This window comes from Streptomyces sp. NPDC058469, from assembly GCF_042721125.1.
GTDB lineage: Bacteria > Actinomycetota > Actinomycetes > Streptomycetales > Streptomycetaceae > Streptomyces.
Window position 1 is genome coordinate 14,338 of the sequence record NZ_JBHXME010000063.1, and the last position, 25,137, is coordinate 39,474.

25 protein-coding genes and 1 pseudogene are annotated in these 25,137 nt (G+C 71.0%); 12 read left to right on the forward strand and 14 right to left on the reverse strand.

The window, feature by feature from the left end:
• Positions 1 to 31 precede the first annotated feature (31 nt).
• The gene (locus ACFWP5_RS25675) at positions 32 to 1,036 is read left to right on the forward strand and encodes an ADP-ribosylglycohydrolase family protein (protein ID WP_384160985.1); all 1,005 of its coding nucleotides are present in this window, start codon (positions 32 to 34) and stop codon (positions 1,034 to 1,036) included.
• Positions 1,033 to 1,947, forward strand: coding sequence for a PfkB family carbohydrate kinase (locus tag ACFWP5_RS25680; protein WP_384160988.1), 915 nt, complete (start codon positions 1,033 to 1,035; stop codon positions 1,945 to 1,947). Before ACFWP5_RS25675 ends, ACFWP5_RS25680 begins: the two co-directional genes overlap by 4 nt.
• A gap of 13 nt (positions 1,948 to 1,960) precedes the next feature.
• On the opposite strand, the pseudogene ACFWP5_RS25685 reads toward ACFWP5_RS25680, so the two are convergent.
• The 10 genes and pseudogenes from ACFWP5_RS25685 to ACFWP5_RS25730 form a co-directional block, all read right to left on the reverse strand.
• Positions 1,961 to 3,382: pseudogene (locus ACFWP5_RS25685) on the reverse strand (family 2B encapsulin nanocompartment shell protein).
• Positions 3,383 to 3,577: 195 nt separating this feature from the next.
• Positions 3,578 to 4,960, reverse strand: a complete 1,383-nt coding sequence (locus tag ACFWP5_RS25690; RefSeq protein ID WP_384160991.1) for an FAD-binding oxidoreductase — start codon at positions 4,958 to 4,960, stop codon at positions 3,578 to 3,580.
• Positions 4,961 to 5,021: 61 nt separating this feature from the next.
• On the reverse strand, positions 5,022 to 6,128 hold the full coding sequence (locus tag ACFWP5_RS25695) for an acyl-CoA dehydrogenase family protein (RefSeq protein WP_384160994.1): 1,107 nt from the start codon (positions 6,126 to 6,128) through the stop codon (positions 5,022 to 5,024).
• On the reverse strand, positions 6,125 to 7,132 hold the full coding sequence (locus tag ACFWP5_RS25700) for an ABC transporter substrate-binding protein (protein ID WP_384160997.1): 1,008 nt from the start codon (positions 7,130 to 7,132) through the stop codon (positions 6,125 to 6,127). Before ACFWP5_RS25700 ends, ACFWP5_RS25695 begins: the two co-directional genes overlap by 4 nt.
• Before the next feature lie 42 nt (positions 7,133 to 7,174).
• Positions 7,175 to 8,275 (reverse strand): LLM class flavin-dependent oxidoreductase, encoded by a 1,101-nt coding sequence (locus ACFWP5_RS25705; RefSeq protein ID WP_384160999.1) that lies wholly within the window; start codon positions 8,273 to 8,275, stop codon positions 7,175 to 7,177.
• A 50-nt stretch (positions 8,276 to 8,325) separates the two neighbouring features.
• Positions 8,326 to 9,294: an ABC transporter substrate-binding protein gene (locus tag ACFWP5_RS25710; protein ID WP_384161002.1), complete on the reverse strand. Its 969-nt coding sequence runs from the start codon at positions 9,292 to 9,294 to the stop codon at positions 8,326 to 8,328.
• Positions 9,291 to 10,007, reverse strand: coding sequence for an ABC transporter ATP-binding protein (locus tag ACFWP5_RS25715; RefSeq protein WP_384161005.1), 717 nt, complete (start codon positions 10,005 to 10,007; stop codon positions 9,291 to 9,293). The genes ACFWP5_RS25710 and ACFWP5_RS25715 overlap by 4 nt, the downstream gene beginning before the upstream one ends.
• A 2-nt stretch (positions 10,008 to 10,009) precedes the next feature.
• Positions 10,010 to 10,885: an ABC transporter permease gene (locus tag ACFWP5_RS25720; protein ID WP_384161007.1), complete on the reverse strand. Its 876-nt coding sequence runs from the start codon at positions 10,883 to 10,885 to the stop codon at positions 10,010 to 10,012.
• Positions 10,882 to 11,727, reverse strand: a complete 846-nt coding sequence (locus ACFWP5_RS25725; protein WP_384161010.1) for a sulfurtransferase — start codon at positions 11,725 to 11,727, stop codon at positions 10,882 to 10,884. The genes ACFWP5_RS25720 and ACFWP5_RS25725 overlap by 4 nt, the downstream gene beginning before the upstream one ends.
• The gene (locus ACFWP5_RS25730; RefSeq protein WP_384161013.1) at positions 11,724 to 12,470 is read right to left on the reverse strand and encodes an alpha/beta hydrolase; all 747 of its coding nucleotides are present in this window, start codon (positions 12,468 to 12,470) and stop codon (positions 11,724 to 11,726) included. Before ACFWP5_RS25730 ends, ACFWP5_RS25725 begins: the two co-directional genes overlap by 4 nt.
• A 338-nt stretch (positions 12,471 to 12,808) precedes the next feature.
• Between ACFWP5_RS25730 and ACFWP5_RS25735 the strand changes: the two genes are divergently transcribed.
• The gene (locus ACFWP5_RS25735; RefSeq protein WP_384161015.1) at positions 12,809 to 13,657 is read left to right on the forward strand and encodes a LysR family transcriptional regulator; all 849 of its coding nucleotides are present in this window, start codon (positions 12,809 to 12,811) and stop codon (positions 13,655 to 13,657) included.
• Between the two features lie 226 nt (positions 13,658 to 13,883).
• Here ACFWP5_RS25735 and ACFWP5_RS25740 read toward each other — a convergent pair whose 3' ends face one another.
• Together ACFWP5_RS25740 and ACFWP5_RS25745 are read right to left on the reverse strand one after the other, a co-directional pair.
• Positions 13,884 to 14,285, reverse strand: coding sequence for a MarR family winged helix-turn-helix transcriptional regulator (locus ACFWP5_RS25740; protein WP_384161018.1), 402 nt, complete (start codon positions 14,283 to 14,285; stop codon positions 13,884 to 13,886).
• A 108-nt stretch (positions 14,286 to 14,393) separates the two neighbouring features.
• Complete coding sequence (locus ACFWP5_RS25745; protein WP_327406061.1) at positions 14,394 to 14,744, reverse strand: VOC family protein; 351 nt, start codon at positions 14,742 to 14,744, stop codon at positions 14,394 to 14,396.
• Positions 14,745 to 14,977: 233 nt separating this feature from the next.
• On the opposite strand from ACFWP5_RS25745, the gene ACFWP5_RS25750 reads away from it, so the two are divergent.
• Together ACFWP5_RS25750 and ACFWP5_RS25755 are read left to right on the forward strand one after the other, a co-directional pair.
• Positions 14,978 to 15,211 (forward strand): hypothetical protein, encoded by a 234-nt coding sequence (locus ACFWP5_RS25750; protein WP_384161022.1) that lies wholly within the window; start codon positions 14,978 to 14,980, stop codon positions 15,209 to 15,211.
• A gap of 171 nt (positions 15,212 to 15,382) precedes the next feature.
• Entirely contained in the window at positions 15,383 to 16,729 is a 1,347-nt protein-coding gene (locus ACFWP5_RS25755; protein WP_384161025.1) for a hypothetical protein, read from the forward strand.
• A gap of 93 nt (positions 16,730 to 16,822) precedes the next feature.
• Here ACFWP5_RS25755 and ACFWP5_RS25760 read toward each other — a convergent pair whose 3' ends face one another.
• On the reverse strand, positions 16,823 to 17,854 hold the full coding sequence (locus tag ACFWP5_RS25760) for a LacI family DNA-binding transcriptional regulator (RefSeq protein ID WP_384161028.1): 1,032 nt from the start codon (positions 17,852 to 17,854) through the stop codon (positions 16,823 to 16,825).
• 168 nt (positions 17,855 to 18,022) lie between these two features.
• Here ACFWP5_RS25760 and ACFWP5_RS25765 point away from each other — a divergent pair, with 168 nt between their 5' ends.
• Both ACFWP5_RS25765 and ACFWP5_RS25770 read left to right on the forward strand, forming a co-directional pair.
• Positions 18,023 to 20,044, forward strand: a complete 2,022-nt coding sequence (locus tag ACFWP5_RS25765; RefSeq protein ID WP_384161030.1) for a beta-galactosidase — start codon at positions 18,023 to 18,025, stop codon at positions 20,042 to 20,044.
• 318 nt (positions 20,045 to 20,362) lie between these two features.
• Positions 20,363 to 20,644: an ArsR family transcriptional regulator gene (locus tag ACFWP5_RS25770; RefSeq protein WP_384161033.1), complete on the forward strand. Its 282-nt coding sequence runs from the start codon at positions 20,363 to 20,365 to the stop codon at positions 20,642 to 20,644.
• Between the two features lie 7 nt (positions 20,645 to 20,651).
• On the opposite strand, the gene ACFWP5_RS25775 is transcribed toward ACFWP5_RS25770, so the two are convergent.
• Positions 20,652 to 21,518 (reverse strand): ribonuclease BN, encoded by an 867-nt coding sequence (locus tag ACFWP5_RS25775; RefSeq protein ID WP_384161036.1) that lies wholly within the window; start codon positions 21,516 to 21,518, stop codon positions 20,652 to 20,654.
• Between the two features lie 190 nt (positions 21,519 to 21,708).
• On the opposite strand from ACFWP5_RS25775, the gene ACFWP5_RS25780 reads away from it, so the two are divergent.
• The 5 genes from ACFWP5_RS25780 (at position 21,709) to ACFWP5_RS25800 (ending at position 24,973) form a co-directional block, all read left to right on the forward strand.
• On the forward strand, positions 21,709 to 22,677 hold the full coding sequence (locus tag ACFWP5_RS25780) for an SMP-30/gluconolactonase/LRE family protein (protein WP_384161038.1): 969 nt from the start codon (positions 21,709 to 21,711) through the stop codon (positions 22,675 to 22,677).
• A gap of 162 nt (positions 22,678 to 22,839) precedes the next feature.
• Complete coding sequence (gene crcB / locus ACFWP5_RS25785; RefSeq protein WP_384161041.1) at positions 22,840 to 23,301, forward strand: fluoride efflux transporter CrcB; 462 nt, start codon at positions 22,840 to 22,842, stop codon at positions 23,299 to 23,301.
• Positions 23,298 to 23,678: a DUF190 domain-containing protein gene (locus ACFWP5_RS25790; RefSeq protein ID WP_384161044.1), complete on the forward strand. Its 381-nt coding sequence runs from the start codon at positions 23,298 to 23,300 to the stop codon at positions 23,676 to 23,678. The genes crcB (ACFWP5_RS25785) and ACFWP5_RS25790 overlap by 4 nt, the downstream gene beginning before the upstream one ends.
• The gene (crcB, locus tag ACFWP5_RS25795; RefSeq protein WP_384161047.1) at positions 23,675 to 24,049 is read left to right on the forward strand and encodes a fluoride efflux transporter CrcB; all 375 of its coding nucleotides are present in this window, start codon (positions 23,675 to 23,677) and stop codon (positions 24,047 to 24,049) included. The genes ACFWP5_RS25790 and crcB (ACFWP5_RS25795) overlap by 4 nt, the downstream gene beginning before the upstream one ends.
• 87 nt (positions 24,050 to 24,136) lie before the next feature.
• Positions 24,137 to 24,973, forward strand: coding sequence for an undecaprenyl-diphosphate phosphatase (locus ACFWP5_RS25800; RefSeq protein WP_384161049.1), 837 nt, complete (start codon positions 24,137 to 24,139; stop codon positions 24,971 to 24,973).
• Positions 24,974 to 25,137: the final 164 nt, after the last annotated feature.

The following is a 25,137-nucleotide window of genomic DNA, read 5'->3' on the forward strand; positions in this document are numbered from 1 at the left end:
CCAGCAGCCGACCCTGCCCCGGAAAGTGCCCATGACCCTCCAGAGCCGCGCCACCGGAGCCCTCTACGGGCTCGCCCTCGGAGACGCCCTCGGCATGCCCACCCAGATGCTCTCCCGCCCACAGATCACCGCACGCTACGGCCCGTTCCTCACCGGCTTCCATCCGGCCGACGCCGACCATCCCCTCGCCGCCGGAATGCCGGCCGGTGCGGTGACCGACGACACCGAACAGGCCCTGCTCCTCGCCGAGTTGCTCCTCGACGGCAAGGGCCGCGTCGACCCGGCGGAACTCGCCCGGCGCCTGGTCGCCTGGGAGGACGACATGCGGGCCCGCGGTTCGCTCGACCTCCTCGGACCGTCCACCAAGCGCGCGGTGGAACTGGTCCTGGCGGGCACCCCGGTCGACGAAGTGGGGCGCTACGGCACCACCAACGGCGCGGCGATGCGGATCGCCCCCGTGGGCATCGCGGTGTCGGTCGCCGACCCGGTTGAGTTGGTGGACCGGGTGGTGGAGGCCAGCAGTCTCACCCACAACACCGGGGTCGCGCTCGCCGGTGCAGCGGCCGTGGCCGCCGCCGTGAGCGCGGGACTTGACGGGGCGTCGGTTTCCGGGGCGGTCGAAGTGGCCGTGTCGGCCGCCCGGTTGGCGGCGGGGCGCGGGCACTGGGTGGCCGCCGCCGACGTCGCCGAACGGATCGTATGGGCGACCGGGCTGGTGCGGGGCCTGAACGAGGCCCAACTCTGCGAGCGCGTCTACGCGTTGGTCGGCACCAGCCTCGCCACACAGGAGTCCGTGCCCGCTGCCTTCGCCGTCCTGGCCGCCTGCCCCGACGACCCCTGGCGGGCCGTGCTGCTGGCCGCGTCGGTCGGCGGTGACTGCGACACCATCGCCGCGATCGCGGGGGCTGTCGGCGGCGCCTGCCACGGGGTGGACGCCTTCCCGGCCGACGCGCGGGAGACCCTCGTACGCGTCAACCCGAAGCTCGGCCTGGACGTGACGGCCGCCGCGCTACTTGGGCTGCGGGCGCGGCCGTGAGCGGCAGGCTGTGGCACCTCGGCAACGTCGTCGTCGACCTGGTCCTTGAGGTCCCCGCCCTCCCCGAGCGCGGCGGCGACGTCCTCGCCACCCGCACCGAGCACACACCGGGCGGCGGCTTCAACGTCATGGCCGCCGCCGCCCGCCAGGGACTCCCGGTGACCTACGCCGGAGCACACGGCACCGGCCCCTTCGGCGACCGGGCCCGCGCCGCGCTGCACGCCGAGGGCATCGACGTCCTGCTCACACCGCGCACGGCGCCGGACACCGGCTTCGTGGTCTGCCTGGTGGACGCGGACGGCGAGCGCACCTTCGTCACCAGCCCCGGCGCCGAGGCCACCCTGACCACATCAGACCTGGCCGAACTCCGGCCTGGGGCGGGCGACTTGGTGTACGTCACCGGATACAGCCTGCTCTACGAGAGCAACTGTGCTGCCCTGCTCGACCTCCTGCCGCGACTCGACCCGGCGGTCACGCTGGTCACCGACCCGGGGCCGCTGGTCCGCGAAATCCCCGCTGAGGCGGTGGAGTTGCTGCTCGCCCGCTCGGACTGGTGGAGCTGCAACGTTTGCGAGGCCACGCTGCTCACGGGCGTCGACGACCCGGCCGAAGCCGCCCGTGCCCTCCGATCCCGTCTGGGGCGAGGCTCGGTGCTCGTCCGGACCGGCCCCGACGGTTGTCTCCTGCACCACGGCGGACGCCTTGTCACCGTGCCAGGGTTCGCCGTGGACGCCGTCGACCTCAACGGCGCGGGCGACGCGCACACCGGGGTTTTCATGGCCGCCCTGGCCCAGGGCCTCGACCCGGTGGCCGCCGCCCACCGGGCCAACGCTGGCGCCGCCCTGGCCGTCACCGCGCCGGGCCCGGCGACGGCGCCGGACGCGGCACGACTGGACGCGTTCCTGAACTAGCCCTGTGCCTCGGTCAGTTGCCGTCCCGGCGGGAGACCTCGACGTTCTCCAGGATGCCGATCGCGTCCGGCACCAGGACCGCCGCCGAGAAGTAGGTGCTCACCAGGTAGGAGATGATCGCCTGTTCGTTGATGCCCATGAACCGTACGTTGAGGCCCGGTTCGAGTTCGTCCGGGATGCCTGTCTGGTAGAGGCCGATCACGCCCTGGTCGTCCTCGCCGGTGCGCATCGCGATGATCGACGACGTGCGGGACGCGCTGACCGGGATCTTGCCGCACGGCAGCAGCGGCACCCCGCGCCAGGCGGGCAGATGGTGACCGCCGACGTCGATGCCGCTGAAGTAGACCCCCCGCTTGTTGCACTCTCGGCCGAAGGCGGCGATAGCGCGCGGATGGGCGAACAGGAAGCGGGTGTCGCGCCGCATGCTGAGGAGTTCGTCGAGGTCGTCGGGGGTCGGCGGCCCGGAGTGGGTGGAGATCCGCTGGTCGTAGTCGGCGTTGTGCAGCAGCCCGAAGTCCCGGTTGTTGACCAGCTCGTTCTCCTGCCGCTCGCGCAACGCCTCGACGGTGAGCCGGAGTTGCTGCTGGGTCTGGTTCATCGGCTGGTTGTAGAGGTCGGTGACGCGGCTGTGCACCTTCAACACGGTCTGGGCGACGCTGAGTTCGTACTCGCGCGGGGCGAGGTCGTAGTCCACGAACGTGCCCGGCAGATCCGGCTCGCCGACGTGTCCGGCGCTGAGGGCGATCGCCGCCTCGCCGAACGGGTTGACCGGGCCGTGCTCGTCCGAGCCGAGCGCCTCGACGTGCGCGCTCAGCTCCGGGTGCCGTTCCGCGACGGCCTGGTACGCCGAGAGCGGCAGCGCCAGCACCGTGGTGGCCGTCGCCGCGCGGGCCGTGAACTCCCAGGTGCCGTCGGGGTCGGCGAGCACCTGACCGCCGAAGGTGTCGCCGTCGGCCAGCAGACCGGCGACCGCCTCGTCGCCGTAGGGGCCCTCCCCGAGCTGCTCCACCTAGCCGTCCGCGATCAGGAACACCTGGTCGGCGGGGCGGCCCGCCTCCACGATCAACTGGCCCGGCGCGAACTCCCGTTGCTCGAACCGGTCGGCCAGCGCGCCGAGCGCGTCGGCGTCCGTGAAGCCGCGCAGCGGCGGGAGTTCGCTCAACTCCGCCGGGACGACCCGCACTTGTGCGCCGGTCTGTACGAACGTCACCCGTCCGTCGCCCCGCGTGTAGGACAGCCGGCGGTTGACGCGGTAGGTGCCGCCGGGCACGTTCACCCAGGGCAGCATGCGGGTCAGCCAGCGTGAACTGATGCCCTGCATCTGGGGTTCGGACTTGGTCGTGGTCGCCAGAGTGCGTGCCGCGGCGGTACCGAGGCTCTGCTGTTCCCGCTCCTCGGCGCCCGCCTCGGGCGCGGTACCGGTGTCGACCGACATGGTGCCTTCTCTCCTGTCGCACGAATGACGGGACGACTGCCGTCCGTCACATTCCGTGCGTAGAGCTACCCCTCGTCGGTCACGACGAGTGATGACTTCGGACGGCGGTCGAGGCACATGCCAACCGCACGTGCTCCCGCACCACCCCCGGATCACTCGGCCTCACCCGTTCGGCGGTATCCGGTCCGGGGCGCCTCAAAGGGTCTTGCCGGGGTTGAGGATGCCCCGGGGATCGAACGCCTCCTTCAGCCGCCGCTGCAACGCGTGGGCGGTGGGCCCGAGTTCGTCCGCCACCCACTGCCGCTTCAGCACGCCCACGCCGTGCTCACCGGTCAGCGTCCCGCCCAGCCGCAGCGCCAGCGCGAAGATCTCGCCGGCCGCCTCCCAGGCCGCGTCCGGCAGCCGGTCCAGGGCCGGATCGACCACGATGATCGGATGGAGGTTGCCGTCCGCGGCGTGCGCGAGCGTGTAGACCGGCACGTCGTGCCGGGCGGAGATGGCGCGGATCTCGCGGACCGCCTCCGCGAGCCGCGAGCGCGGCACGGCGATGTCCTCGATCAGCGGCCGGCCCAGCCGCTCCAGCGCGGGCAGGGCGAGCCGGCGGGCCGCCAGGAGGGCCTCCGCCTCGACCGGGTCCGCGGTGGTCTCCACGGTCGTGGCCGTCGGCGCGAGCACCCGCGCGACCTGCTCCGCCTCGACCGTCGCCCCCGCCCCGTCGCACTGCACCAGCAGCAGCGCCGACCCGCGCTCGCCCAGCGCCGGATCGACGGCACGCAGCACCGGCCCGTCGAGCAGCTCCGCGAGCGCCGGCACGACCCCGGCCCGCCCGATCGCGTACGACGCCTCGGCCGCCGCCTCGAACGAGTCGAAGTAGGCGGCCAGCGTCGCGGTCGCCACCGGCACCGGACGCAGCCGCAGCGTCGCCGACGTGATGACGGCGAGGGTGCCCTCGGAGCCGGTCAGCAGCGCGGTGAGGTCGTAACCGGTGACCCCTTTGACGGTACGGCGGCCGGTCGTGACCACCGTCCCGTCGGCGAGGACGGCTTCCAGACCGAGCACGCTGTCCCGCGTCACCCCGTACTTCGCGCACCGCAGCCCGCCCGCGTTGGTCGCGATGTTCCCGCCGATCGTCGAGATCGCCGCACTCGCCGGATCGGGCGCGTACCGCAGTCCGTGCTCACCAGCCGCCCGGTCCAACTCGGCGGTGATCACGCCCGGTTCGACCACCGCGAGCTGGTCGTCGGCCGACAGTTCGAGGATGCGGTTCATCCCGGACAGGTCCAGTACGAGCACGCCCTCACCGGCCGACGCCCCGCCCGACAGACCGGTGCCCGCACCGCGCGGCACCACCGGCACGCGCAGCGCGTTCGCGTGCCGGAGCGTGACGGTCACGTCCTCGGTGCGCCGCGCGTGCACCACGGCGAGCGGGACGCCGTCCGGGCGGGTGCCCGAACGGTCCGTGGTGTGCGCGGCCAGCGTGCGTGGATCCGTGGCCAGTTGGTCCGGCGGCAGATCCCGGGCGAGCAGACCGAGGAGCCGGGCGGCGGCGGTGGGGGTGGTGGGGGGAGCTGTGGTCACCGGTTCCGTACCTTCACTGTGCGTGCCGTCATCGGTTCAACCCTTCACTGTGCGTGCGCTGTTACGGGTTCAACGCCTTCGTTCCGATCGCGAGCAGGGAGATGTCCTCCTGGGGTGCGTGCACGGGCGCGCACTGGATGTCCCGGAAGTGCCGCTCCAGCGGGTTGCCGCGCGCGAGCCCGGGATTGCCGAGCAGCCGTACGGCGAGTTCGACCGCCCGCACTCCGTGCCGGTCTGCCAACACCCGTGCCCCCAGGGCCTGTTCGGGGGTGTACGAGGAGTCGCCGGAGTCCACCCGGGCGGCCCCGCCGAACACCAGCTGCTCGGCGGCGGTCAGCAGCACCTCGATCTCCCCGGCGGTCCTGCGGAAGCGTTCCGTACGGGCCACAGGGTGACCGAGGTTGGCGGGCACCCGTGCGTGGGCGAACGTGTGGAAAAAGGACTGCGCCGCCCGCGCCACCCCCAAGTACAGGGCGGCAAGGGGGAGATGGAGAGACGCGCCCGCCCGGTTGTCCTGCTCGGCCGACGCGCCGTAGGGGCCGATGCCGATGACGTGCTCGTACGGGATCTCCACGCCCTGGAACGTCACGTCGTGGCTGCCGCTGGCCCGCAGCCCCAACTGGTCCCAGCGGCCGGTGATCTCGATACCGGGGGAGGCGCCCGGCACCAGGAACGTGCCGACGCGCGGCTCCGGTTCGTCGGTGGTGGCCCACACCAGGAACCAGTCCAGGCCCTCCGCGCCGGTCACGAAGCGTTTGGTGCCGCTCAGCGACCAGCCGTCCGGGGTGCGCCGGGCGAGCGTCGAGGGGAGCCCGCCGCGTGCTGGGGAGCCCAACTCGGGTTCCACGCGGGCATGGTTGACGAGCACCGGCCGTTCGAAGGACTCCTTGACGATCCGCGCGTACAGCTCCTCGGGCCAGTGCGGTTGCGCGGCCTGCCGCGCGTGCGTGTTCAGGGTCATCGCCGCGATCAGGGCGACGGACGGGTCGCCCTGCCCGATCCGGTGGAGGATGCGCGCGCTCTCCTCGACCCGGGCGCCCTGGCCGCCGTAGGACTCGCCGATGGTCGCGGTGAGGAGCCCGGCCTCGTGGGCGATCCGGAGGGAGTCGGCGGGGAAGGCGCCCGACTGGTCGTAGCCGGCGGCCAGTTCGGCGATGCGGGCGGTCACAGGGCCTTCTTCAGGTCGGAGTTGAGTTCGGTGGTCCAGAAGGACTTCACGTCCAAGTGCTTCTTGAGCGCGCCGAGTTCGGTGAAGGCGTCGGCCACCTTCTGCTGGGAGGCGATGGTGTCGGCGCCGACGGTCCTGGCCTGGGTGGGACGTTGCTTCTGCGCGGCGACCAGGTCCGACTTGGCCTGGGCCAGCGGCTGGTGGGTGGCGTCGGCGGTGACCTTCGCGAAGCCGTCCTCGTGGCCGTCGCGGACGTAGGCGTACGCCTTGGTGATCCGGGCGATCAGGTCGGCCGCGGCGGCCCGTTGGGCTGGGCTCTTGAGGACGCTGTCGCGGGCGGACCAGAGGAAGTTGCCGGAGAGGATGTCCGCGCCGGAGCCGACCGTCGTCGCGCCCTGCTGGTGGGCGGTGATGATCGACGTGCCGTAGGAGGCGAAGGCGTCGATGGAGCCGCCGTTCAGGGCCGCGAGGCCGTCGTTGGGGAGCAGCGGCTTGGCGTCGATGTCCGACCACGTCAACCCGGCCTGCTTCAGCAACTCGTAGAGGAAGTAGTGGGCGGTGGTGTTCTGGACGTAGCCGACCTTCTTGCCCTTCAGGCCGGCGATGTCGGTCACCTTCGAGCCCTTGGGGACGACGACTTCCTGGTTGAGGGTCGAACCGCGCTGTACAGCCACGACCTTGAAGTTCGGCTTGCCGTCGGCGGCCGAGAAGATGGGCGGGATCTCGCTGGAGGAGGCCAGGTCAAGTGCTCCGGCGCGCATGGCCTGGAGTTGCAGGTCGCCGCCCTGGAAGAGGTTCCACTTCACCTTGTACGGGGTGTCGTCGAGATGGGCGTACTTGAGGACGGCCTCGCCGACCTTCCAGCCGGTGTCGCCGACCCGCAGGGTCACGGAGGAGACGTCGGACGAGGACTCGGCCGTCGCGCTGCCTCCGCAGGCGGCGGCGAAGGGGAGCAGGAGGGCGATGGCGGCGGCGGACGCGCGCAGGGAATGGCGGAACAACACGGGGTCTCCATAGGGGAGTTCGCAATCAGGGAAGGGGACGGATCAGGCGGCTTGTGAGGTCGTCGCGCGGTGGGCGAGTTCCTGGCGGACCAGCGGCAGGACGTGCCGGGCGTAGTCGATCGCGTCGTTGAGCGGGTCGTAGCCGCGGATCGACAGGAGGTCGCAGCCGATGTCGACGTAGTCGAGCAGCGCCTGCGCGACCGTCTCGGGCGTACCGACCAGGGCAGTTGACGCGCCCGCGGCATTGGTGGCGACGGCGGGGGCGGTCCACAGGCAGCGGTCCTGGACCTCGCCGCGCTCGGCGATGTCGAGGAGGCGCTGCGAGCCGACGTTCGCCGGGCGGCCGGTGGTGCGGTAGTGGCGGAGCAACTCGGTGTTCTTCGCCTGGTCCTTGAGGACGCCGAGGGTGCGGTGGGCCTTTTCCCAGGCCAGTTCCTCGGTGGGCGCGATGATCGGGCGGAACGACACCCAGATACGGGGATGCGGGCGCCCGGCGGCATCCGCGACCGCGTTGACGGCGGCGATCTGCTCGGCCGTCTCCTTCAACGGCTCGCCCCACAGCCCGAAGATGTCGCCCTGCTGCCCGCCCACCCGGTACGCGTCCTGCGAGGAGCCGCCGACCGAGATCGGGACGAGCCCGTTCACCGGCTTCACGTCGGAGTAGTAGCCCTCGAACGTGAAGTACTTGCCCTCGTGCGAGACGGGCCCCTGGGCCTCCCACACCTTGCGCAGGATCTGGATGTACTCGTCCGAACGCTCGTATCGCTCCGCCTTGTTGAGGTAGTCGCCCTCCCGGCGCTGCTCCTCGTCGCTGCCGCCGGAGATGATGTGCAGCGTCAGCCGGCCGTTGCTGATCTGATCCAGCGTGGCCAGGGCGCGGGCCGCGTGCGTGGGGAAGATGACGCCGGGCCGGTGCGCGAGGATCGGGCGGATGCGCTCGGTGTGGGTGGCGACGAACTGGGCGACCTGGAACGCGTCGGGCGAGGCCGAGTGGTAGGCGACCAGGGTGTGGTCGAAGCCGCCGTCGTCCAACGCGCGGGCGTACTTGCGCAGATGGTCGACGTCGAAGCCGGTACGGCTCGATGCGGCGGGACCCGAGGCCCCGGAGTCGGTGTGGACGGCACTGATGAACTCGACAGGCATGAGCGAACTCCTAAGACGGGAAGGTCACTTGAGCAGGGTGGCGCCCGTGGTCACTTGAGCAGGGAGGTGTCGGCGGACTTGGCCACGTCCACGTTGGGGTCGAGGACCCCGATGCTGTTCATGAGGTCGGCCACCTGCTGGACGGTCGTGTCGACGTCCGAGGTGATCGGCAGCACCTGGCTGTAGGCGGCCGAGGCGAGGGTCTTCGCGACCGTGGCGTCGGCGCCGTTGCGCTGCTCGATGGCCTTCGCGTACGCGTCCTGGTGGGTGCTGGTCCACTTCAGTGCCGTGCTCAGGCGCTTGAGGAAGTCGCTCAGGGCGGTCTTCTTCGCGGAGTCGGCGAGGGCCTTCTCGGAGGCGTTGATGAATCCGTAGCCGCTGACCCGGCCGTCCGCGCCGTCGACGAGGAGCTTGCCGCCCTGTTCCAGACCGACGGCCTGGTAGACGCCGAAGGTCGCCCAGATCTTGACCTTCCCGGAGGCGAACGCGGCCTGCGCGTCGGTCGGCAGCAGGTACTGCACCTTGACGTCCTTGTAGTTGAGCCCGTTCTGCTTGAGGACGTTGGCCAGCAGATACTCCGAGATGCTGCCCTTCGCCGAGGACACCACGACCTTCTGGCCCTTGAGGTCCTTCACGCTGTTGATGCCGGAGTCCTTGCGGACGACGATCCCCACGTGCGTGCCGTCGTTCTTGAGGGCGGCGACGTTCTTGATCTTGACGCCGCCGCTGAGCGCCTGGAGCGCGGGCAGGTCGGCGGAGTACCCGGTGTCGGCGGCGTCCGCCTGCACGGCCTGGTAGAGCGGGGCCGCACCCTGGAACTCGGCCCACTTCACCTTGTACTTGGCGCCCTTGAGCGCGTCCGACGCGGCGATGATCGTCTGGAGCGTCTTGGCCTGGTCGCCGATGGTGAGGGTGACCTGCCCGCCGGCGGAGGTGTCCGCCGAGGAGTCGGCGCCGCAGGCGCTCAGCGCCAGCAGGGCGGTCATGCTCAGGGTGGCGGCGGCGATTCTGCGGATCACGAGGGGGTTCCTTCCAAAGTGTGGGTCACGCCGAGCCAGTTCAGGAGGCGGGCGCGCAGGGTCACGAACTCGGGGGCGGTCAGATCACGCGGGCGGGGCAGGTCGACGGTCACCTCGTGGGCGATACGGCCCTCGTCCATCACCAGGACCCGGTCGGCGAGCAGCAGCGCCTCCTCCACGTCATGGGTGACCAGGAGGATCGCGCACCCGTGCAGCCGCCACAGCTCGGCGACGAGCGCCTGCACCTTGCCCCGGGTGAGCGCGTCCAGGGCGCCGAACGGCTCGTCCAGCAGCAGGAGTTCGGGCTCACGGACCAGGGCACGGGCCAGTGAGACCCGCTGGGCCTGACCGCCGGACAGCGTCTTGGGCCATACGGTCGCCCGTTCCGCGATGCCGACCTCGTCGAGGGCCTTGAGCGCGAGCGCCCGGTCCGGACGCCCGGGCAGCCCGAGCACCACGTTGCGCCACACCTTCAACCAGGGGAGCAGCCTGGGCGACTGGAAGGCCGCGCTGCGCCGCGCGGGCACGGTCACCTCGCCGCCGATCTCGTCGTCGAGCCCGGCGAGAATCCGCAGCAGCGTCGACTTGCCGCAGCCGCTGTGCCCGAGCAGGGCCACGAACTCGCCCTCACGGATGTCGAGATCGAGGTCGTGCAGGACGGTGTTGCCGTCGAAGGCCCGTGAAAGCCCGCGTATCTCAACGGAGTTGGCCATGTCTACGCCTCACCCTCGAAGTTGGCCCGCCAGGTCAGCAGGCGGCGCGACAGGATCCGTACGGCGAAGTCGCAGGCGAGGCCGAGCAGCGCGTACACGACGAGGCACAGCACGATGACGTCCGTACGGAAGTACTGCTGGGCGTTGCTCATCAGATAGCCGAGCCCCGCGTCCGCGTTGACCTGCTCGGCGAAGACGAGCGCCAGCCACGCGGTGGACAGCGCGTACCGCAGGCCCACGAGTGCCCCGGGCAGCGCGCTCGGCAGGATCACGTACTTGATCAGCCCGAACCGGCCGAGCCCCATCATCCGTGCGGCCTCGACGAGTTGGGCGTCGGTGGAGCGGATACCGCCGTAGATGTTGAAGTACAGCGGATACGTCACCCCGAGCGCGACCAGCGCGATCTTCGGGGTCTCCTCGATGCCGAACCAGACGATGAACAGCGGGATCAGGCCCACCCAGGGGATCGCCCGGAACATGCCCATCGAGGAGTCGATGACGTCCTCACCGAGCCGGAACAGCCCGGCCAGCAGCGACAGGATCAGTGCGACGGTCGCGCCGATGAGGAACCCGATGGCGGCACGGCGGCCCGACGCGGCGATGGCGTGGGGGAGTTCGCCGTTCTTCGTCAGATCCACCGCCTGACGCAGGACGTCTACGGGAGAGGCCAGCACGGATTCGGGGAGCACTCCGGTGGCGGAGGTCAGGAACCAGAGCAGGACGAGGCCGACGGGTCCGGCGGCGCGGCGCACCGAACGGGGCACGGTGAAACGGCGGTTGACCTTCGCGGTGCCGCGGATGGTGACCCGGGCGGCCGGTGCGGGCGCGACTTCCTTCTGCTGCGGGAGCACCGCCGCGTCCAGTGGTTTCGTCGTCATGGCCGGTCCCCCTTCGCGGCCGGGCGCGCGGGATCGGCGGACCAGGCGGACCAGGAACCGGGGAACAGCGTCGCCTGGAACCCGGCGATCTCCAGCGCCGCGATCTGATGGGCGGCGGTGACCCCGGACCCGCAGTACACGCCGATGCGCGCCGTGTCCCCGGCCCCCCGCTCCTCGAACCGCTTGCGCAGCAACTCGGGCGCCAGGAAGGTCCCGTCCGCCGCGAGGTTCTCCCCGGTCGGCGCGGACACGGCCCCCGGAATGTGTCCCGCACGCGGATCCACCGGCTCGACCTCGCCCCGGTAGCGCTCACCGGCACGCGCGTCCAACAGCAGTCCCGATACGGCGAGTTCGGCGGCCCCGTCGGCATCGGTGACCGGTAGCGCACCAGCGCGGAGCACGACGTCACCCGGCGCCGGATCGGCGGGAATCCCGGATTCCAGTGGCAGCCCCGCCGTCCGCCAGGCGCCCAACGCCCCGTCCAGCAGGGTCACTTCGGCGACGCCCGCGTACCGCAGCAGCCACCACGCGCGTGCCGCCGCTGTGTTGCCCAGGTCGTCGTAGACGACGACGGGTCGGCCGTCGCCGATGCCCCAACGGCGGGCGGATTCCTGCAGTTCGGTGAAGTCGGGGAGCGGATGCCTGCCGCCCTCGGCGCTCGCCGGTGCGGCCAGCTCGGTGTCCAGGTCGACGTAGACCGCGCCGGGGATGTGGCCGTCCGCGTAGTGGTCGCGGCCGTGGGGATCGCCGAGGGCCCAGCGGACGTCGAGCAGCACGGGCGGCCGCTCGGAGCCGAGGAGTCCGGTCAGCTCGGCGACCGTGGTCGTCACGCGGCTGCTCATGTCAACTCCTCGGCGATCAGGGGAAGTTCGCGGACTTCGGGTACCTCGGGTGTGTTGGTGGTCTCGGGGGACAGCCGGAGCCGTTCGAGGAAGAGGACGACCGTGGCGGCGGCGGTGCGGTGCAGGGCGTCGTTGAGGACGTCATGTCGGCCGCCGTGGAAGACCACGGTGTGGACGCCCGGGTGACCGTCGTAGACGTTCAGCGCCCGGTCGAGCGGGCTGATCGTGTCGTCCTTGCCGTGCAGGGCCAGGACCGGGACACGCACCAGGTCCAGGCGCGGTTCGGGCAGGTCAGGGGTGTCGTCGATGGCGCCCCGGCGGAATTCGGGATCGTTGGTGAGACGGCCCTGATGGGTCGGGCAGGCGGTGCGCGCGGCGGCCTCCTCCTCCCAACTGCCCGCTGTCCAGGCACCGGTGGGCAGCCCGGCCAGGATCAGCGCGCCGACGCCCGCGGTCTGCTCGGCGGCGAGCTGAAGGGCGTAGCGCGCGCCCGTGTCGGAACCGACCAGCACCTTCGGGCCGGGGAGCGACTCGTCGGCGAGCAGCTTGGCGGCCTGCTCCAGTACGGCGGGGTCGGCGGTCGGGTCGCCGAGGGCGCGGACGCGGTAGGCGTCGTAGCCGAGCCGGCGGCCGAACCGCTCGTAGACACCGCCGTGTTCGCCCCGCCCGGCCAGCACGATCAACGTGCCGCGCGCGGCGAGACCTTCGGGTTCGTCCCAGGACGAGACGGAGGAAGAGGGCATGGGGTGACAGCTCCCAACGAGGGGAAAGAGGAGGGGAATTGAGCAAGAGGGAGGAAGTGAGCAGGCCGGAGCCGCCGTCACGTGTCAGTGCGCAGGGCGGACGTGATCAGCGAGAACTCGGGAAGGGTGCCGGAGAGCGGCGGTAGGTCAACGACAGCGCGCGCTGCACGCCACGCCGAAGTCGATGACTCGGCGCTGCGTCAGAAGGGCAGCGAAAGCGGTCGTGTGCAGCATGCGCCCATCATGACCGGCCGCGGCCGATCGCGTCCAACGATGATTCCGCATCGAAATCGATCAGGGATCGCGATCGATGCCCGAAACAGGCTACCGTCACCGGCATGCCCCAACCTGTCCTCGACATCGTGGCCCTGCGCAGCCTGACCACGATCGCCGACTGCGGCGGCTTCCACCGCGCGGCCCGGGCCCTCGCCCTGAGCCAGTCCGCGGTCAGCCAGCATGTGCGCAGGCTGGAGAAGACGCTGGGCCGGCCGATCGTCGAGCGGGAAGGGCGGGGCACCCGGTTCACCCCCGAGGGGCGGCTGCTCCTGGAACAGGCCCGCCGCATCCTCGCCGTGCACGACGAGGCCGTACGCACACTGCTCGACGTGGACGGCGACACCGTCACGATCGGCTCCACCGAACACGCGGCCGACCAGTTCCTGCCACGGCTGACCGCGGCCGTCCAGGAGGTGCGGCCCGGCTGCCGGGTCCGCTTTCGCATCGACCGCTCGGCCCGCCTCGTCGAGGCCGTGGAACGCGGCAGCGTCGACGTCGCGGTGTACGTCACCGAGGCCGCCGCCACCGAGGGCACACCGGTCGGCGGCCTCCCGCTCACCTGGCACGCCACGCCCGGCTGGCAGCCACCGGCCGCGCCCGCGCCCGTCCCGCTGGTCGCCATCGAGGACCCGTGCGCGATCCGCCGCCGCGCCATCTCCACCCTCGCCGCGCACGGCGTACCCGCGGCGGTGGTCGGCGACGCCGGCTATCTCGCCGGCGTCCTCGACATCGCCCGCACCGGACAGGGCGTCGCCCTGCTCGCCGCGGTCGGTACGGCTCCGGACGGCCTGACCCCCTACGACGGCCTGCCCTCCGTCACCCCGATCCCCATGAGCGCGCTCGCCCGGCAGGGCGCCGACCCGGCGACGGTGGAGGCGGCGTTCGCGGCTGTGCGGGATCTGTTGCGCTGAGGCGCGTGAGGTGGGGTGGCATGGGGGCGCGGTCGTCGTGAGGGTCGTCCTGCTCGGTACCGCCGCCGGTGGCGGTTTCCCGCAGTGGAACCGTGCCTGCGCGCTGTGCGGTGCCCGTTGCTCGACGCGGGTTCGGCGGCGCGGGCGCAGGTGAACGGGGTGGGGGTCGAAGTGCTCATGGATAGGGCGGAGTTCGTGGTGTGAGGCGAGCGCGGAGGGGGCTCTGCTAGTCCTCTGTGTCGTCCAACATCCGCGCCAGGACGCCCCGTTGGAGCGGGAGCACCTCCGCGTGCAGGTCACGCCCCTTCCGCGTGAGCGCGACCCAGACTCCGCGTCGGTCCTCGATGCACATGGAGCGTTCCACGAGGCCGTCCTTCTCCAGGCGCCCGATGAGACGGGAGAGAGCGCTTTGGCTGAGATGGACCCGTCCGACCAGGTTCTGCACCCGGCACTGGTCGCCCTCCTCGGGCGCCTCGGACGCGAGCATGTCGAGTACCTCGAAGTCGCTCGCGCCCAGGCCGTGCGGGTGCAGTACGCGGTCGATCTCGCACATAGTGCGCGCGTGCACGGACAGGATGTCCCGCCACTGTTCCTCTAGCTGCCGGGCACCGGCCGACTTCACTGCCATACCCGCACGGTACACCGATCCGGCCATTTATTGAGCACGCAACTAGTGCACGTGCAAGTAGCTGGGGTGGCGCGGCACAGGTGTCGGGCGGCCGGTCGGCGGTGTGTGTCAGGCGGCCGGATTCTGGGTGAGCCCGACGAAGTTGCCGTCCGCGTCCTTCACGAACGCGATGAGCTTGCCGCCGCCGACGTCCTGGACGTCCTGCACCAGCTCGGCCCCCGCCTCCACCATGGCCGCGAGCCGCGTCCTGATGTCGTCCACGGTCCAGTACGGCACCGGTCCGGTCATGCCCTTGGCGTGCCCGTTCGGGTCGAGACCGACGTCCTGCCCGGCGGCCTTGTAGCCGACGTAGTACGGCTCGTCCGCGTACGGTTCCACCCCCAGCAGGGCGCCGAACAGGGCCTTGGCGCCGTCGAGGTCCTTGACGGGGTAGATGATCGTGTTCAGTCCGTCGGTCATGGCGAGCTCCTCCGTGAAGCGTGGTCCGACGGATTTCGCCGGTGAATTCAGGCTAGGGCGGGGGAGGGGGCGGGGGCTTCTTCAATCCTGATCGAGTGGCATTGGATGGCACTCGATGGCACCGGGTGGGGTGGGTGCGGTCGGCGTCCGTGACCGGCTGCCCTGTGTCGTACGGCCGTGGCACCCTGTCCTGACGAAATCCGGACTTCGCAGCGGGCATGAGGGGGAGCAGCATGGCGGACCGTCGTGCGCCGTGGTGGTTCTGGACCTACTTGGTGGCGTCGTTCGTCATCGGAGTCGGCGCGATCGTGGCTTCCCTGTCGGACCCTGATCCATGGTGGTCCTGGTTGCCGCACCTGCTGCAGGCGGTGAGCCTGGTCGCCTTCGCCCTTTTCTTCGTGGCTGTCGGCCCCCTCCCTCGCCGCCGTCGACAGAGATTGAAGAAGCGCAGCCTTCCACCGCTGTAGGTGGCTGGCGGCGTACCGATACCGATTCCGATACCGATACCGATCAAGAAAACGGTAAGAACCACCCGCCCCACGCCCCCCACCTACAACCTTCCACCCCGGCACCCCGTCCAACTCCCGCCCGGTGTTGGTCACTTGCCGGGGTCTCTTCTGTCCCAGCTGGGGGATTTCATGAGTTCTGTCTCCGTCGGACGTGTGCTGCGTCGCGGGGCATGTGCCGGAGCCGTCGGGGCGTTGGCCGTCGCCGGTCTCGGGAGTGGGGCGGCGGTCGCCGACGACGTACCGCAGACCGATTCGCTGGCGATCCAGTCGCCGTACGACGTGGCGGCGACCGTCGCTCCTGACGGTGGTGTCGCGCAGTACCGGCCGCTGGCGCTGGGTCTGACGCACAGCAATGCCGGCTTCACCGTGACCGACGGACGGCTGACCGTCGATGCCTCCGGGCTCGCGGGGGTCGCCGAGGTGGCCTGGCCCGACAACTGCACGCCGGAGGACAGCGGCACCGTCGCCGTGTGCGACACCGGGGACGTGCCGATCCGCTACAGCGCGCAGGTGCGGTTGAAGGTGCGGGCCGTCGCCGGCGCCGCCATCGGAGCCCAGGGCGCGGTCAAGTACTCCGCCGAGGCCACCGGCGGCCCCGACGGCACGCTCGTCGCCCTGCGCAGCGACGACACCACCGTCACCGTCGGCTCCGGCGTGGACCTCGGGATCAGCGCCCCGCAGGACGCCACCGGCGTCGAGCCCGGCACCAGCCTCACCGCGCCGTACGCGATCACCAACACCGGCAACGAGACCGCCCACGGATTCAGCCTGAGCATGTGGGCGACGTACGGCCTCGACATCACCACCCGCTACCCGCAGTGCACCTACACCGAGCCGGACGTCAACGGCACCCTCATGCCCATGACGTACGCAACCTGCTCCTTCGACACCGATGTCGCCCCCGGCGCCACCGTGGAACTGCCGGAGCCGCTCCTTCTCGCCGTCACCTCTCGCGCGCTCTACGACCGGTTCGACGACGACGTCGAGCCCCTCGGCGATGTCACCGACCTCGACAGCTCCGACAACAGCCGCTCGTGGCACATCAACGCGGACAACACCGCCGACTTCGCCGTGTACGGCACCGAGGCGAGCGGCGCGGCCGGTGACACCGTCACCTCCGGCTTCCGCTTCGCCAACCACGGGCCTGCCTGGGCAGGCGACGTCAGCGCCGGCGACCCGATCACCACGATCGACTTCTACCTCCCGGAGGGCACCACCGCCACGTCCGTCCCCAAGACCTGCCACACCGCCTGGACCTCCGGCGACGACCCGACCATCGGCCACTACGCGTGCACCCTGCCGACCTGGGCCAAGCCGGACCTGGACGTCAGCTTCCCGTTCCAGCTCCGCGTCGACCGGGTCGTCCCGGATGCGACGGGCCACGTCGTCACCCAGCCCTACGCGGGCACGTCCTTCCCCTTCGACCCGAACACCGAGAACAACTCGGCCGAGGTGATCGTCAACCCGTCCGCCTGACGGCGACGAAGAGGGGGCGAGCGCGCAGCTCGCCCCCTCAACTCCCCACGCTCACCGAGCCGTTAGGTCAACTCCCCCTGAGAGCCCGCCCGTTCACGTCGACTCCCGCTTCACCAACTCCGTGGGCAGTATCACCGCCGCCGTGTCCTCGCCCCCGATCTGCGCCAGCAGCACCCGCACCATCTCCGCGCTGATCCGGTCGAACGGCTGCCGCATCGTGGTGAGTTCGGGGCTGGACGCCAGCGCGGCGGGGGAGTCGTCGAAGCCGCCGACCGCCACGTCCTCCGGTACCCGTCGCCCGGCCCGTTCCAGCGTGGTCAGTACGCCCCGTGCCATCAGGTCCGAGGCGACGAACACGGCGTCCAGGTCCGGGACTTGCGCGAGCAGCCGCTCGGCGCCCCGCTCGCCGCTGAGCCGGCTGTAGTCGCCGGAGACGACGAGGTGCTCGTCCACCTCGATGCCCGCCTCGGCGAGCACCTCCTTGTAGCCGGCGAGGCGCTCGACGCCGCCCGGGGTGTCCAGCGGACCGGTGACCGTGCCGATGCGGCGGCGGCCGAGGGAGAGCAGGTGCCGGGTCATGTCGCGGGCGCCGTCCCGGTCGTCGGCGGCGACGTAACTCACCTTGGAGCCCAGCCCGATCGGCTTGCCGCACGCGACCAGCGGTACGCCCGCATCGCTCAGCTCCTCCGCCACCGGGTTCCCGGAGTGACTGGAGACCAGCAGCACCCCGTCCACGTGCCCGGAGGTGATGTACCGCGTGAGGCGCCGCCGTTCGTCCTCGGTGCCGGCCAGCATCAGCAGCAGCGGGATGTCGTGCGCGGCCAGCGCCTGCGTGCAGCCGCGCAGCAGGACGTTGAAGTTGGGGTCCTCGAAGAACTTCTCCTGCGGTTCCGTCAGCAGGAAGCCGACCGAGTCCGAGCGCCCGGTGATCAGTGAACGGGCGTGCCGGTTCACGACGTAACCCGTCCTGCGGATGGCCGCGTTGACGGCCTCCTGCGCGGCCGGGCTCACATAGTGCCCGCCGTTGAGGACACGCGACACCGTGCCCCGCGAGACGCCGGCCTCGCGCGCCACGTCATGGATCGTCGGCGGCCTGCGCCGACCCCCCGTATTGCTCATGGTCAAGACTCTACGGCTCCCGGGCCCGTGGCCAGAAGCACGGATATGGGAGCGTTCACAGCAGAGAAACATCAAGGACACTTGTCACCGGTCGCGGGCGTGCGGTTATGTTGGGGCAGCGCCCTCGGGCGTGCTGTGTGCACGTTCCCAAATGATCGACTACGGGAGAGATCCATGCCGGCGACCACCCCTAAGGGCCTCACCAGGCTCGCCTTCGGTGGGGACTACAACCCCGAGCAGTGGCCGGAGAGCGTCTGGCAGGAGGACGTCCGGCTGATGCGGGAGGCCGGCGTCACCATGGTGAGCGTCGGGATCTTCTCCTGGGCACTGCTGGAACCCGAGCAGGGTGTGTACGACTTCGGCTGGCTGGACCGGATCATCGGCCTGCTGCACGAGAACGGCATACGCGTCGACCTCGGCACGCCCACGGTCTCCCCGCCCGCCTGGTTCTACCGCGCCCACCCCGAGGCCCTGCCCGTCACCGCCGACGGCACCCGCTACGAGTTCGGCTCACGCGGCGCGATCTGCCACAGCAACGCCGACTACCGCGCCGCCGCCGCGACCATCACCACCCAGCTCGCCGAGCGCTACGGCGACCACCCCGCCCTCGCGATGTGGCACGTCTTCAACGAGTACGGCGTCCCCGTCTCCGCCTGCTACTGCGACTCCTGCGCCGCCCACTTCCGCCGCTGGCTGACCACGACGTACCAGACCGTCGACGGGGTCAACGAGGCCTGGGGCACCGCCTTTTGGGGCCAGCGCTACGGAGACCTCGGCCAGATCAACCCGCCGCGCCTCACCCCGACCGCCGTCAACCCGGCCCAGGCGCTGGACTACACGCGGTTCGCCGACGCCACGATGCGCGAGAACTTCGTGGCGGAACGGGACATCCTGCACCGCCTCGCGCCCGGCATCCCGGTCACCACCAACTTCATGGCCGCCCTCAGCCAGTGCGAGTCCGTCGACTACTGGGCCTGGGGCCGCGAGGTCGACCTCGTCACCAACGACCACTACCTGATCACCGACGGCCGCCGCACCCACGTCAACCTCGCGATGGCCGCCGACCTCACCCGCTCCGTCGCCGGCGGCGCCCCCTGGCTGCTCCTCGAACACTCCACCTCGGGCGTCAACTGGCAGCCCCGCAACCCCGCCAAGGCCCCCGGCCAGATGGCCCGCAACGCCCTCTCCCACGTGGCACGCGGATCGGACGGCGCGATGTTCTTCCAGTGGCGCCAGTCCCGGCGCGGCGCCGAGAAGTTCCACTCCGCGATGCTCCCGCACGGCGGCACCGGGACCCGCGTCTGGCGCGAGGTCGCCCAACTCGGCGCCTCCGTCGACGCGTTGACCCCGCTCCGCGGCACCCGCACACAAGCCGACGTGGCCGTCGTATGGGACTGGCAGTCGTGGTGGGCGCAGAAACTGGAGTGGCGCCCCAGCGAGGACCACGACGCCCGCGAGCGCGCCGACGCCTTCTACGAGGCCCTCTACGACCGCCACCTCACAGTCGACTTCGCCCACCCGGAAGCCGACTTGTCGGCCTATCCCCTTGTCGTCGTGCCTGCCCTCTATCTGATGACGGAGGCGGCCGGGCGCAACCTCCAGCGGTACGTCGAGAACGGCGGCACCCTCGTCGTCTCCTACTTCTCCGGCATCGTCGACGAGCACGACGCCGTCCACGAGGGCGCCTGTCCGGGCGCGCTGCGGGACGTACTCGGCCTGACCGTCGAGGAGTTCTCGCCGCTCCTGGCCGACCAGCGGGTGCGCATCACCGGACCCGACGGCTCCGAACTCACCGGCGACGTATGGACCGAGTTCGTGGTCCCGAACGGCGCCGAGACCGTGTGGACGTACGCCGAAGGCCTCACCGCCGACCACCCGGCCGTCACCCGGCACCGCCTCGGCGAGGGCACCGCCTGGTACGTGTCGACCCGTCTCGACGCCCACGGCCTGGACGCCCTGCTCGGCTGGGCCACCGAGGACGCCCGGATCGCGCCGCGCGCCGACCTGCCGTACGACGTCGAAGTCGTGCGCAGGGAAGGCGAGTCGGGCAGTTTCCTCTTCGCGATCAACCACAGCGCCTCGGACGTCAAGGTGCCGCTCGGCGCCGAGGGCACCGAGCTGCTGACCGGCGAACCGGCCGCGGGCGGCCTCGCGGTCCCCGCCGGAGCCGTCCGGGTCGTACGACTCGACGGCTGAGCCGACTCCCCTCCGCCCGCGCGAGCCGCGAGCCGCGGGTGGAGGGGGACGTCCTCCTTCCGGGCGGGCGGTCTTCCGGGCGTGCGGTTCTGTTCGGCTACGGCGGTGTGGTTCGGCCAACACCGGCCTCGGGAGCCGACGCCGGGTCACGTCGGTGTGGCCGCGCCCCGCCCGTGGCCCCGTGCCCCAGGGCCGATCGGGCCCTCGAACAGGACCGGACGGTCCCGGACAAGGGTCACCGAGTCCGGGACGCGGCGGACCGTGCTGCGGGAGAGTGGAAGGGCGCGGCAAGCGGCGCGCAGAACGGAGGGTCACGAGATGCTGAGGACTCCGACAAGTCAGCGACGGTTGGACATCCTGGAGTGGCTGAGAGATCCGGCCACCCACTTCCCGGACCATCGGTGTGTCCCCGAGGCCGGTGTCACCTCGGAGGCCGTGGCGGCCAAGCTCGGCGTGTCCCGCCAGGTCGCCGACACCCACCTCGAACTCCTCGTGGATCTGGGCCTGTTGCGTACGCGGCGGATCCGGCTGCGCACCTACTACCGGCGCGACGAGGTCCGTATCGCCGAGGTGGCCCGGATGTTCGAGAAGGGCTGGTAGCGACGCCTCACACCGTGTCCTGCTGGGAGCGCGTCGGCGGCTCCTCCTGCTCCGCGCCCGCTGCGCCTACTGCGTCCGGGGCTTCCGGTTCCGTGCGGAACGCCGCGTCGGGATCCCCGAACCGCTCGCACAGCAGCCTGCCCACCAGCGCGCCGCCGTAGAGCACGAAGCCCACGCCGACCAGCCAGGACTCCACCACCAGGACCGTGCCGACCGGGCCGTAGCTGACCGCGTTGGTGACCAGCAGCGGGGTGAACACCAGGTACGAGAACCAGCGCAGGCCGACCAGGCCCGCCATCGTGGCGAGGGCGCCCGGGAGCAGATAGCGCCAGGGGACCCGGTGGTTGAGCAGGAAGTGCGGGCCCCACCAGAAGAACAGCAGGCCGGCCGCCATGCTGAGCAGGATGCGGGGCGTGCCCTGGAGGACGTTGCGGGTCTGCACCTGCGCGTACAGGTAGCCCATCAGCATGACCAGCCAGATGAGTTGGCGCCAGATGCGGTTCCACGGGGCACCGGTCGGGAGCCACACATGCTCGTAGCCGCTCTGCACACTCGACGCGAAGGACAGGCCGAACAGCGCGAGCAGCGCCATGCTCCACGCGCTGGTGGCGCCGATGACCTTGCGGGGCGGGGTGAAGACGTCGATGAGCGCGCGGGCGGACCGGCCGGACAGGTCCATGCCGTCCACCAGCCACAGCGCGAACCCGCCGTGCCCCAGCGGATCGGCCGCGGCCACCACGATGAGCAGGGGTGCGAGGGTGACCAGGGCGAGCGTCGCGAATCCCATCGCCCGGTGCAGCAGCTCCAACTCCCGCCCGCGCCGGTTGAGTTCGGCGAACCCCAGCCCCTGCCACGCCGCGCGCACCCGTCTCACCGCGGACGTTCCGCACGCTGGGTGGCCGACCGTGACATGAGGGCCCCCTTCTCGCCGACGGGCAGCGGGATCCGGGTCACCAGCAATATCCTCGGCAAACGTGACCGGTGCCGCGACGACCGGGAAGAGAAGCAGATGACCGGGAAGAGAAGCAAGCGTACGCGCGCCGGCCCGAACCGCGGAGGCTTTCATGGACCGACCCGAGGCACTGCTCGTCCGCCGCTACGTCGCGATCGGCGGCCACGGTCCGGAGGACGTGGTCGCCGATGCCCGCGGCCGGGTGCTGACCGGCGTCGACGACGGCCGCATCCTCCGCCTCGACGGACTGATCGACCCCGAGGCGGTGCGGGTGGAGACCCTCGCCGACACCGGCGGCAGACCGCTCGGCCTCGAACTCCTCCCGGACAACGGCCTGTTGGTGTGCGACGCGGAACGCGGACTGCTGCGGATCGACCTGGACGACCGCGACCGCACCGTCCGCGTCCTCGCCGACTCGGTGGCGGGGGAGCCGCTGCGGTTCTGCAGCAACGTGGTCGCCCTGTCCGACGGCAGCGTGTACTTCACCGTCTCCAGTCGCCGCTATCCACTCCACCAGTGGATCGGCGACATCGTCGAACACACCGGCACAGGACGGCTGTTGCGCCTCGCGCCCGACAGTGACACCCCCGAAGTCCTCCTGGAGGGGCTCCAGTTCGCCAACGGCCTTGCTCCCAGCGCCGATGAGTCCTTCCTGGTGATCGCCGAGACCGGCGCCCACCGCCTCACCCGCTACTGGCTCACCGGACAGCGGGCGGGCCGTGGCGAACCCTTCGTCGAGGATCTCCCCGGCATGCCCGACAACATCTGGCGTGCGGGCCCCGACGGACCGCTCTGGGTGGCCCTGGCCGGACCCCGGGTGCCCCCGCTCGACCGCCTCCACCGCGCCCCGGTCGCCGTACGGCACACCGCCGCCCGGATCGCCGTACGCGCGCCCTACCGCCCAACGGGCACCATCGGGGCTCTCGCGGTCGACGACGAAGGGCGTGTCGTCCACCACCTCGTCGGGCGCGGCTCGCCCTTCCGCATGGTCACCGGCGTCTGCGAGGCGGCCGGCCACCTCGTGCTGGGCAGCCTGCGCGAACGCGGTGTCGCGCTGTGCGAGCCGCCCGCCCCGAAGTGACCCCGGCACGCCCCCGGCGTTACCCTGATGCCCGGCCGCGATCAGCTCTCGCGGCGCGGCGGTGGGGCCCGCCGTACCCGAACCGCGGCAGCTGCCGCCAACGGTCCCTACTTGTGACGGCGTGCGCCCACAGGGCCCCCGACGAGTAGGAGACGTACGGCCATGACAGCTCCCGAAGCCGAGAGTCTGCGTGCCCGGGCCAAGGCCCCGCGCCGGTCCGTCTGGCGCGGTCAGGGGCCCGTCGTCGCGGTGGTCGCGCTCGGCGGTGCGATCGGGGCCGTGGCCCGGTACGCGGCTTCGCTGTGGTGGCCCGCGCAGAGCGGCGGGTTTCCCTGGACGACGTTCGGGATCAATGTCGTCGGGTGTGCCGTGATCGGTGTGTTCATGGTGGTCATCACCGATGTGTGGGCCGCCCACAGGCTGGTGCGACCGTTCTTCGGTACCGGTGTGCTCGGCGGTTTCACCACGTTCTCGACGTACGCCGTCGACATCCAGAAGCTGGTCGACGCGGGCCATCCCCGCACCGCGCTGGCCTATCTCGCCGCGACCCTGATCGCGGCCCTCGCGGCGGTCTGGCTCGCGGTGACGGCGGCCCGGCGCGTCCTGAAGTGGAGGCAGCGATGACCAGACTGACCGGCAGCGCCCTGCGCGTGACCGTCTTCATCGGCGAGAACGACACCTGGCACCACAAGCCCCTCTACACGGAGATCGTCCACCGCGCCCACGCGGCCGGGCTGGCCGGTGCCAGCGTGTTCCGGGGCATCGAGGGCTTCGGCGCCTCCTCCCTGATCCACACCTCACGGCTGCTGTCGCTGAGTGAGGACCTGCCGGTGGCGATCGTGATCGTGGACACCGAGGAGCGCGTACGGGCGTTCCTGCCGCAGCTCGACGAACTCGTCGGCGAGGGACTCGTGATCCTCGACGACTGCGAGGTCATCCGGTATGTCGGCCGCGCGGAGGACTCCGGAGAAACGGGTGCGAAGGGTAAGAGGTCGTTGTGAACTGGGTGTTGGTCGTCGCGGGAGCCATGGTCGGTGCCCCGCTCCGGTATCTCACCGACCGCGCGGTGCAGACCGGACACGACTCCGTTTTCCCGTGGGGCACCTTCGCGGTGAACGTCACCGGCTGTCTGATTCTCGGTGTGCTGACCGGTGCGGTGTCCGCGGGCGCCGCGGGTTCGCATCTCCAACTCCTCGTCGGGACGGGCCTGTGCGGGGCCCTGACGACGTACTCGACCTTCTCGTACGAGACACTGCGGCTGACCGAGACAGGGGCGGGGCTCTACGCTGCCGCCAACGTCGTCGGCAGCGTGACGGCGGGCCTCGGTGCGGCATTTGTCGGGGTGTCCATCGCGCAGGCCCTGTGGACGTAAGGGCTCGGGCGTCTCCCGTGCCCGAGCCGGACCGTCCCCGGCGCTATTGTCTACAGCACTGTCGACCAACTCCCAGAACTGGATCTCATGAGCGTCATCAGCGTCGGTCAGGCCGCCGTCCTCGGAGTCGTCGAGGGGGTGACCGAGTTCCTGCCGGTCTCCTCCACGGGTCATCTGAAGATCGTCGAAGGGCTGATGAAGATCCCCGTCGACGACAACGCCGTCGTCGGGTTCTCGGCCGTCATCCAGGTCGGCGCCATCGCCGCCGTGCTCGTGTACTTCTTCAAGGACATCGTGCGGATCGTGACCGCGTGGGGCCGTGGCCTGCGCAATCGCGAGGAGCGCTATCACCACGACTACAAGTTCGCCTGGTGGGTGATCTACGCGACGATCCCCATCGTGCTCGTGGGCCTGGCCGCGAAGCCGCTCATCGACGGGCCGCTCGGCTCGCTGTGGGTGGTCGCCGCCTCGCTGATCGTCGGCAGTGGTGTCATGTGGGTGGCCGACCAGATGGGCCGGCACAAGCGCGGTGAGGACGACACCACGTTCAAGGACGCGATGCTGGTGGGCAGTTCGCAGATCCTGGCGCTGCTCTTCCCCGGTTTCTCGCGCTCCGGCGCCACCATGTCCACCGGCCTCATCCTCGACCTGGACCGCGTCGCCGCCACCCGGCTCTCCTTCTTCCTCGGCATCCCCGCGCTGACCGGCGCCGGCATCTACGAGCTGAAGGACGCCCTGGGGACGGGCGTGGGCGCCGCCCCGCTGGCCGTCGGCACGATCGTGTCGTTCGTGGTGGCCTACGGCTCCATCGCCTGGCTGCTGAAGTTCGTCGCGAAGCACTCCTTCAACGCGTTCGTGATCTACCGGATCATCATCGGCGTCCTGCTGTTCGGGCTGCTCGGCACGGGTGTGCTCGACAGCTGACAGCGGCCGACACCGGGCGGACGATCATCGCAGCGGGCGTGAAGCCGGATTTTCAGGCTTCACGCCCGCTGAATTTTTCCTTTCCGATCGCTTGACAGCACTGTCCCGTCACCCGCAGGATCACGTCCGTGAACCTGTCAGACAGCCAGACAGGTGGAGTCGGG

Excerpts from the sequence above, each read along its gene's own strand:
- ACFWP5_RS25675 (WP_384160985.1), top strand. The coding sequence starts at position 32 with ATGACCCTCCAGAGCCGCGCCACCGGAGCCCTCTACGGGCTCGCCCTC.
- ACFWP5_RS25705 (WP_384160999.1), bottom strand. The coding sequence starts at position 8,275 with ATGCCTGTCGAGTTCATCAGTGCCGTCCACACCGACTCCGGGGCCTCG.
- ACFWP5_RS25715 (WP_384161005.1), bottom strand. The coding sequence starts at position 10,007 with ATGGCCAACTCCGTTGAGATACGCGGGCTTTCACGGGCCTTCGACGGC.
- ACFWP5_RS25720 (WP_384161007.1), bottom strand. The coding sequence starts at position 10,885 with ATGACGACGAAACCACTGGACGCGGCGGTGCTCCCGCAGCAGAAGGAA.
- ACFWP5_RS25725 (WP_384161010.1), bottom strand. The coding sequence starts at position 11,727 with ATGAGCAGCCGCGTGACGACCACGGTCGCCGAGCTGACCGGACTCCTC.
- ACFWP5_RS25730 (WP_384161013.1), bottom strand. The coding sequence starts at position 12,470 with ATGCCCTCTTCCTCCGTCTCGTCCTGGGACGAACCCGAAGGTCTCGCC.
- ACFWP5_RS25735 (WP_384161015.1), top strand. The coding sequence starts at position 12,809 with ATGCCCCAACCTGTCCTCGACATCGTGGCCCTGCGCAGCCTGACCACG.
- ACFWP5_RS25740 (WP_384161018.1), bottom strand. The coding sequence starts at position 14,285 with ATGGCAGTGAAGTCGGCCGGTGCCCGGCAGCTAGAGGAACAGTGGCGG.
- ACFWP5_RS25745 (WP_327406061.1), bottom strand. The coding sequence starts at position 14,744 with ATGACCGACGGACTGAACACGATCATCTACCCCGTCAAGGACCTCGAC.
- ACFWP5_RS25750 (WP_384161022.1), top strand. The coding sequence starts at position 14,978 with ATGGCGGACCGTCGTGCGCCGTGGTGGTTCTGGACCTACTTGGTGGCG.
- ACFWP5_RS25755 (WP_384161025.1), top strand. The coding sequence starts at position 15,383 with ATGAGTTCTGTCTCCGTCGGACGTGTGCTGCGTCGCGGGGCATGTGCC.
- ACFWP5_RS25765 (WP_384161030.1), top strand. The coding sequence starts at position 18,023 with ATGCCGGCGACCACCCCTAAGGGCCTCACCAGGCTCGCCTTCGGTGGG.
- ACFWP5_RS25770 (WP_384161033.1), top strand. The coding sequence starts at position 20,363 with ATGCTGAGGACTCCGACAAGTCAGCGACGGTTGGACATCCTGGAGTGG.
- ACFWP5_RS25780 (WP_384161038.1), top strand. The coding sequence starts at position 21,709 with ATGGACCGACCCGAGGCACTGCTCGTCCGCCGCTACGTCGCGATCGGC.
- crcB (WP_384161041.1), top strand. The coding sequence starts at position 22,840 with ATGACAGCTCCCGAAGCCGAGAGTCTGCGTGCCCGGGCCAAGGCCCCG.
- ACFWP5_RS25790 (WP_384161044.1), top strand. The coding sequence starts at position 23,298 with ATGACCAGACTGACCGGCAGCGCCCTGCGCGTGACCGTCTTCATCGGC.
- ACFWP5_RS25800 (WP_384161049.1), top strand. The coding sequence starts at position 24,137 with ATGAGCGTCATCAGCGTCGGTCAGGCCGCCGTCCTCGGAGTCGTCGAG.